Origin of the sequence: Nostocoides sp. (assembly GCF_035343835.1) — a bacterium.
Lineage (GTDB): Bacteria > Actinomycetota > Actinomycetes > Actinomycetales > Dermatophilaceae > Nostocoides_A > Nostocoides_A vanveenii.
In genome coordinates this window covers 1-7590 of record NZ_DAOQZV010000159.1, presented here as the reverse complement: position 1 = coordinate 7590, position 7590 = coordinate 1, and the positions used below count along the sequence as shown (strand labels likewise).

At 70.1% G+C, this 7590-nt stretch carries 7 protein-coding genes and 1 tRNA gene; 4 read left to right on the top strand and 4 right to left on the bottom strand.

All coding sequences use genetic code 11. The annotated features are described in order from the left end of the window. The 3 genes from PKH97_RS11430 to PKH97_RS11420 all read left to right on the top strand — a co-directional run. On the top strand, positions 1–439 hold a 439-nt coding region (locus PKH97_RS11430), incomplete at its 5' end, for a hypothetical protein (RefSeq protein WP_324387567.1). Positions 440–900: 461 nt separating this feature from the next. After that, entirely contained in the window at positions 901–1194 is a 294-nt protein-coding gene (locus tag PKH97_RS11425; RefSeq protein WP_324387566.1) for a hypothetical protein, read from the top strand. 2 nt (positions 1195–1196) lie between these two features. After that, positions 1197–2228 carry a hypothetical protein gene (locus tag PKH97_RS11420; protein ID WP_324387565.1) on the top strand — a complete coding sequence of 344 codons (1032 nt, stop codon included), beginning with the start codon at positions 1197–1199 and terminating at the stop codon, positions 2226–2228. Positions 2229–2243: 15 nt separating this feature from the next. Here the strand turns inward: PKH97_RS11420 and PKH97_RS11415 are convergent, their stop codons facing one another. The 3 genes from PKH97_RS11415 to PKH97_RS11405 all read right to left on the bottom strand — a co-directional run bounded on the left by PKH97_RS11415 (position 2244) and on the right by PKH97_RS11405 (position 5605). Next, positions 2244–4109: a SelB C-terminal domain-containing protein gene (locus tag PKH97_RS11415; RefSeq protein WP_324387564.1), complete on the bottom strand. Its 1866-nt coding sequence runs from the start codon at positions 4107–4109 to the stop codon at positions 2244–2246. Continuing rightward, the gene (gene selA, locus PKH97_RS11410; protein ID WP_324387563.1) at positions 4109–5446 is read right to left on the bottom strand and encodes an L-seryl-tRNA(Sec) selenium transferase; all 1338 of its coding nucleotides are present in this window, start codon (positions 5444–5446) and stop codon (positions 4109–4111) included. Before selA ends, PKH97_RS11415 begins: the two co-directional genes overlap by 1 nt. A 63-nt stretch (positions 5447–5509) precedes the next feature. Then, a tRNA-Sec gene (locus tag PKH97_RS11405) sits at positions 5510–5605 on the bottom strand. A gap of 35 nt (positions 5606–5640) precedes the next feature. Between PKH97_RS11405 and selD the strand changes: the two genes are divergently transcribed. Beyond that, positions 5641–6621: a selenide, water dikinase SelD gene (gene selD / locus PKH97_RS11400; protein WP_324387562.1), complete on the top strand. Its 981-nt coding sequence runs from the start codon at positions 5641–5643 to the stop codon at positions 6619–6621. 93 nt (positions 6622–6714) lie between these two features. Here the strand turns inward: selD and PKH97_RS11395 are convergent, their stop codons facing one another. After that, positions 6715–7080 (bottom strand): hypothetical protein, encoded by a 366-nt coding sequence (locus PKH97_RS11395; protein ID WP_324387561.1) that lies wholly within the window; start codon positions 7078–7080, stop codon positions 6715–6717. Positions 7081–7590 lie beyond the last annotated feature (510 nt).

Below are 7590 nucleotides of genomic sequence, written 5' to 3'. Positions count from 1 at the left end.
AACCAGCGAGACCAGGTCACCCGGCGCGATCGCGCTCGCCGAGCTGAAGTCGCTGCGCCGGGACGGTCTGGCGGGCCTGCGACTGGACGGCCGCTGGGTGATCCAGTTGGCCAGCAAGTTCAACGGGGTGTCGGACAAGAGCCTCGTCGCCGCCAACGGCAGCCATGTCTTCTATTACCCGGACATCGTGGCCGAGTACCACGACCTGGAACAGCGGATGGCGGGGTACGGCTATCCGACCATGATGCTTCTCGCCAGCGATTTCGGGAGCCGACAGCGCCCCGAGAACCGGACGATCTGGGTGACGCTCACGGACCCAGGCGGCATCAGCAACGTCGAGTCGGGACAGTATTTCTGCGCGCAGATCTACCCCGAACTCAGTGGTAGGGATCGCGAAAACGTCTGCATACCGCGGCGATTCATCCCGCCGGGAGACTGACGATGGCTACCTGCGTTATTTGCGGAGATGCGCTGTCACCTGATTCCGACTTCTGCGGCGGTTGCGGTTCGCCGAGAGCGCTCGCATTGGCCCCGGCCCCCGGGCACCCGAGAGAATCGCCAGCGGGTCGTGCACACCGGACACCGGGCCCTTCTGCTGAGGAACCTCATTGGACGCACGGAATCGAGACAAGCCCGACTCCGCCGTCCCGCACGTCGAACCCCGGGCGTGGGCTGATTGCTGGACTGGCAGCCCTGGTACTCGGGGGGATGGGTGCGGGGGGCTACCTGCTGCTTCGCGGATCCGCCGATCCGCTCTCGGCCACGCACTCGAATGCACCCGCTTCCAGCGCCACGGCCGTACAGCCGACGTCGCCCTCGAGCGCAGGCGCCGTCGAGTCGACGTCGGCCGCTTCGACCCACTCGAACTCGGGCGCGACTGCCGAACGGCGGGTAATCACCATGCTGGAATCCGCGACGGCCTGTCGGGCCTTCGACGACAGTCGCCTCTCGACGGCATACAGGGGGAATGACGTCACCAGTTGTCCGTTTGCGGAAGCCGTACGGACGGCATATGTCCGCGCTCTCGGTTCTAAGCGCTATTCGGACGACGTCGTCGGCACCCTGAAGATCCGCGCACACAGCCCCATAACGAAGAAGGACTACGTCATGACGTGCACCGACACCAACCCGGTGATGTGCCGCGGCGGGAACAACGCGGTGGTCTACATCGCGTCCTACCAGGATGCCGGCTGAGCGTGAACCGCACTCGGTCGCGGCGCCCGCGCTTCCGGGCTCTGCCCGTAGCGCGAGTGATGGTCTTCGCCATCGTGGCCCTGGCGGCCGGACCGGCCATTGTGATCGGCTACGACCGGCTCCATCCGGTGGCAATGTCGTCACCGACCGCCGGCCCGAACTCGGCCAGCACACCCATTTCATCAACCGGTGTGCCCCGGCTGACGCCGGCTCGGTCGCAGGCTCCGTCCGGATCGGTCACGACGATTTCCCCAGCCGAGTCAACGACGTCCGCCCCCTCTGCGACCGGATCGTGGGAGGTCCGGGGGGCGCCGGCCGAGGTGGCGGCGAGCTTCGAGGAAGCGACTCGGGGCCTGGGCGTGGTCGGGGTGGCATATGCGGTCGTGGGCCGTGGTGGGCTGATTCGGACGCTCGGGACGTGGCGCACCGGCCCGGCCTGGTCGACCTCGAAAGTACCCGTCGCCATTGCCGCCGGCCGCCACCCGACCGGCGAAACGCAACAGCTCATCCAGGCCGCGTTGACGCGCTCCGACAACGCAGCGGCCGAGGCGCTATGGGCCAACCTCGGCGGCGGAGAGACTGCGGCCGCGCTGGTGGATGACCAGCTGCGCCGGCTCGGTGATGACGAGACCCGTGTTCAGGCCAGCCGTGTGCGCCCGCCCTTCACACCATTCGGTCAGACGATGTGGTCGCTCGAGGCTCAAGTCCGAGTCGCGGCCGCGCTCTCCTGTAGCCCCGACCGGACTGACCGAGCCATCCTCGCAACGATGGGAAAGGTCGTGCCAGAACAGCATTGGGGCCTTGGCCGCTTCGACGGTGCGGCCTTCAAGGGCGGGTGGGGTCCGAATCCCGCGGGTCGCTACCTCGTCCGGCAATTCGGGCTGATCAAGCTGAACGGGGTCACCCTCGCGGTGGCGATGGCCGTCGAGCCCAGTAGTGGCAGCTTCGCATCCGGGACAACAGCCCTGGGTGTGGTGACGTGGTGGCTTGCCCAGTCGGGTCTGCCTGGAACGGTGCCTGTCCCGGGCTGTTGAGTCCCACGCGGCGGGTCACGTGGAGCGGGCGGGGGTGACGACCTCGCGATGGGTGGTGTCGATGCGGCGGGTCCAGCCGCGCGCGTCCAGGTGCTCGAGCAGGGGGATGACCACGCGGCGGGTGGTGCCGAGGGCGGCGCGGGCTTGGCTGGTGGTGAAGGGTTGCGGGAGTCCGGCGAGCACCCGCATGGCTCGCGCCGGGCCATCCGGAGCGAGGACGATGTCGCCGGGCAGCCGGACGATCTGACCGTCCGCCTCGGCTGCCGCGAGGTGCGCCGAATCCAGCCCGGCAGCATCGAGTTCGGGCTGTTCCGGTGCGGCACAAGGACTTTCGGCGAGCCGATCGAGGATTTCGTCCAACGCCGTTTGCGCCTGGCCTAAGGCGGGACGGGCACCGGGCAGTCGAACCCGGCCGCCGGCCACCTGCAGGCCCGCCAGGCCGGCGACGGCCTTGACCATCCCGAGGTCCGGGATCCCCACCGCGCGACGGGCCGACTCCAGCGACAACGCCGGATCGAGCAAGTGGGTGCGCGCGCGCGTCGACGCCACCTCCAGCAGGCGCTTCTCCCAGCCGCGGAGATGGTCGATCGAGACGAGATATTCACCGAGCCGGACCATGCCGGCCAGGGCATCGCCCGCCATCACAACGGGAGCCGTCGCCACACCGACAGCCGCCTCGAGCCCGTCGCGCCCGTGACCGAGGAGGTCTGCAAGCGTCGGCGCCTCAAATCCCAGCAGAGCGGCATCGCGCAACCCGAGAATCCCGCGCCGGGCCACCTCGATGGCAAGGGGGTCTAGTTGATTTCCTTCCAGCGCAGCCAGTTCCGCGGCCCGAGCCGAAGCGGCGCCACGTCGTCGAAGGGAAGGCGGTGCGCTGTCCAGCACTTCTGCACCAACCAGGACGCCGTCGTCGCCGGGGTCGCGCAGGATCGCCCGATCGCCCCGCTCCAACGGCAAGGTCCCTTCCCAGCTCACCCGCGCATACGCGCCGTCCAGCGAACGGACCCGGGCGGGCACGGCGGCCGAGCCCACGTGCAGGGTCAGATGCGTGGGAAGGTCGGTCGCCGGCCTATCGACGCGGACGTCGATCGCGGACGTCTGAGCCCACGCGCCGGGCGTCAGCAGGGCGTCGCCACGGACGACGTCATCGGGCGAGAGCCCGCGGACGTTGACGGCCACGCGCGCCGGCCCGGTCACCATCTCGACCGCCGTGCCCAGCGTATGCAGCCCGCGCACGACGTATGCCTGCTCCGCCACCTCGACCCGGTCACCCACCCGAAGCGTCCCGTCACCCAGCGTCCCGGTGACGACCGTCCCGCTGCCGCGGATCGTGAACGCCCGGTCGATCCACAGGCGCAGCCGAGCGCTCGGATCGGGTTCCGGCACAAGCGAACACGCGGCATCGAGCGCGGCGCGCAGATCCTCCAGGCCATCGCCGGTCAGCCCCGAGACTGCGACTGACGCGACCTCGCCCAGGGACGTCTTGGCGATCCGCGAGGTCGCGTCGGCGAGGACGGGCGCGGGGTCGGCCAGATCGCTGCGGGTGACCGCCAGCACGCCATGCTGGATCCCGAGCGCGTCGATCGCCTGCAGGTGTTCGGCCGACTGCTCGCACCAGCCGGAGTCCGCGGCGACGACGAAGAGCACCACGGGCACCGGGCCGAGCCCGGCGAGCATATTGCCGATGAAGCGTCGATGGCCCGGGACGTCGACGAAGGCAACATCACCCGAGCCGGACAAGGTCGTCCACACGAAACCCAGGTCGATGGTCAGGCCGCGCCGTCGCTCCTCCGCCCACCGATCCGGCTCCATGCCGGTCAGCGCGCGAACCAGCGTCGACTTGCCATGGTCGACATGCCCCGCGGTGGCGACGACGAACATCAACTTCCCCCTTCGGCGATCTCCCGCACGCGGGCGGCCAATGCCGGCTCGTCGACGGGATCGATGCAACGCAAGTCGATGAGACACCGGCCGGCGTGCGTGCGCGCGACCACGCACGGCCGGCCCGTGCGCAGGGGCACGGCATACGTCTCGGGGATCGCCACCGCCCACCCGGGGAGCGGGACGCCGGGCGCGCCACCACCGCCGACGGCGCCCGTGGCAGCGACGACCTCAGCGTCGATGTCGCCGAGGGCCCGAGCGAATCCGATTGTGCGCGAATGCAGTTCATCGGCAGACGTGTGAAGTGCGCGCTCGACGCCAGTCGGCGGCCCCGTCAGGGTGGACTCCAGGGCGGCCAGGGTCAGCTTGTCCACGCGCAGTGCGCGTGCCAATGGGTGACGCCGCAACCGCTCGATCAGATCGGCCCGCCCGAGCACGATCCCGGCCTGCGGGCCCCCGAGCAGCTTGTCGCCGCTCGCCGTCACCAAGTCGGCCCCGTCGGCCAGCGTGGACGCCGCGTCGGGCTCCTCGGGAAGCATCGGATCCGACTGCAGGAGGCCGCTCCCGATGTCGACCACAAGGGGAATCTCGTTCTCCGACAAGGCATGTGACAGCTCGGCGCATCCGACTGTGCGCGTGAAGCCGGTGACGCGGAAGTTGCTGGGATGCACCTTCAGGACGAAGCCGGTGTCCGGACCGACCGCGGCCCGGTAGTCCGCCAGATGGGTCCGATTGGTCGTCCCCACCTCGCGCAGCCGTGCGCCGGTCGATTCCAGCAGGTCCGGCAGGCGGAAGCCGTCGCCGATCTCGATCAGCTCGCCCCGGCTCACCACGACCTCGCGCCCCGCGGCCAAGGCGCTCGCCGCCAGAGCAAGGGCTGCCGCGCCATTGTTGACGACCAGCGCAGCCTTGGCGCCGGGCACGGCGGACATCAGGGCATCCAACGCCCCCCGCCCCCGCTGGGCGCGCGCACCGGTCCCCACATCGAACTCGACGTCGACGTACCCCGCCGCCACCCGGATCGCCTCGATCGCCGCCTCGGTCAGAGGAGCGCGGCCGAGATTGGTATGCACGAGCACTCCGGTCGCGTTCAGCACTCGCCGCAGGCTGATCGGCACCTCTCGCGCGTGGGCGATCTCCGATCGGGCCGAACCGGCTACTTCGTCCGGGCCGATCTCGCCGGACCGGGCCCGAGCCTGCGCGGCGCGGACGGCGGCCCGGACTCGCGGCATACCGAGTTCGGGGATCGCGGCAGCGAGCGCGGGATCGGCGAGCAGCACGTCCGTGCGCGGGATCGCCCGGCGCGGATCCGTTGTCGTCACTGACCCTGCTCCCATCTGCACCCTTGTGCCTGTGACGCCGCAGCGTCCCGGTTGGTTGCCGTCGGCGTGCCTCGTCGGTGGCGGAGGTGGACGGGAATCGAACCCGCCTGCGACGGCTGCCGCCGCACACCGGTTTTGAAGACCGGGGGGACCACCAGGAACCCACACACCTCCCTGCCGACCACCCTAAGGTGCGTAGGGTTTGGGTCGTGATCAGGTTGACGCACTATGCCGCGGGGGGTGGCTGCGCCTGCAAGCTCCCGGCCGGCCGGCTCGAGGAGTTGGTCGCTGGTCTGAGTGGGCAGGCGCACCCCGACCTCCTCGTCGGCCTCGACACCGGCGACGATGCCGCGGCCGTGCGCATCGCCGGCGGACGGGCCGTGCTTTCGACGGCGGACTTCTTCACTCCGGTGGTGGACTCGGCATACGACTGGGGACGGATCGCTGCAGCGAATGCGCTCTCGGACATCTACGCCATGGGCGGGGAACCGATTCTGGCCATCAATCTGCTCGCCTGGCCCGCCGAGTTGGACGCGCCAGACCTCGTGCGCGAGGTCTTCCGCGGCGCTCTCGACGTGGCAAGCGCGGCTGGTTGCCCGGTCGGCGGCGGGCACAGCATCACCGGCCCGGAGCCGGTCTTCGGGATGGCCGTCACGGGTCTCGCCGACCCCGATCGCCTGCTGCGCAATGACACCGCCCTGCCCGGTATGCCGTTGACCCTGACCAAACCGCTCGGCGTCGGCATCCTCGGCAACCGGCACAAGGCGACCGGCGAGGTCTTCGCGGCAGCCATCGAGTCGATGACCACCCTCAACGCCGGCGCGTCGCGGGCCGCCTTGGCGGCTGGGATCGAGGCCGCGACCGATGTCACCGGATTCGGGCTCCTCGGGCACCTGTTCAAGCTGTGCCGGGCCAGCGGGGTGGGGGCCGTCATCGACCTCGAAGCCGTCCCGCTCCTGCCCGATGTGCGCGCATCGCTGGCCGCGGGCTATGTGCCCGGGGGGTCACGGCGCAATCTCGATTGGGTCCGCCCACACCTGAGCGCGATCAGCCACATCACCGAGGACGACCTACTCGTCCTCGCCGACGCCCAGACTAGCGGCGGTCTCCTGCTCGCCGGGGAGATCCCCGGGGGGACCGTGATCGGGCATACGGTCAGCTCGCCGGCGCCCACGATCGCGGTGCGCTGACCGTCCGGAGCCGGCCGCCGGCGCAAACGACCGGGGCCGGCGCGCGGGCGTCGAGTGACGTCCCGGCGTGCCGGCCCCGGTCGAAGCGGCAGGTCAGATGACGAGCTGCTTCTCGATCGACGCGAGCTTGAACCGTGCCATGGCCAGGTTGGAGCGGGCCTTGTCCAGCACGAGGTAGAGGAAGATGCCCTCCTCGCGCGAGAAGGTGCGAATGATGTGGTACTGGGTCTCCAGCGTGATCAGGATGTCTTCGAGCTTCTGGTTCAGGCCCAGGTCGCGCATGGTGCGCAGCTTGGCCTGGACGACATTGGAGTTGCCGGCGGCGGCGACACCGAGGTCGAGACCGTCGGGGTTGCCGACGGTGGCGAGCGCCATCCCGCTCTGGGAGTCGACGAGAGCGGCCCCGAGGGCGCCGTCTATCTGCATCGCCTCGTTGAGGGAGGACTGGTAGTCAGCCATGGGAGCGTGCCTCTCGGGGGAGGTTTGGGCCGAAACGTCGGCGACCTGGGAGTGCGACGGGGATCCTGGCGTGTCCCCGGCGGCCCGCGGTTCGACCGCCAGAGCGGGCGATGGGACCTCTGGAGCCTCCAGGGGGACTGCCGGCTGCCCCTCCGGGACAGGATCCGGGGGCGCCGGTTCGGCGCTGGCACCGGGTCGCTCACCTGCGCGTTGGTCCCCGCCCAGCCAGTAGGCGCCCGGGCAATCATCCGGTTCGGGCGGCCCGGTCACGGGCCCACCACCGCCCGGGGTCGCCTCGCTCTCGTCGGAATCGACGCGTCTCCACCACACCACGACGCGTGACGGTAGCAGAGTTACTCGCGGTCGCCGCTAGAATCCCCCAGCCCCCGTGAGCCCCGTTTGAGTCCCCCGTGCGCGAGCAGTTCCGCGTCGATCTACGCGGCATCGTCGACATCCTTAGCCATCATCTGTACAGCAGCGAGCGCGTCTACCTGCGCGAGCTGCTGCAGA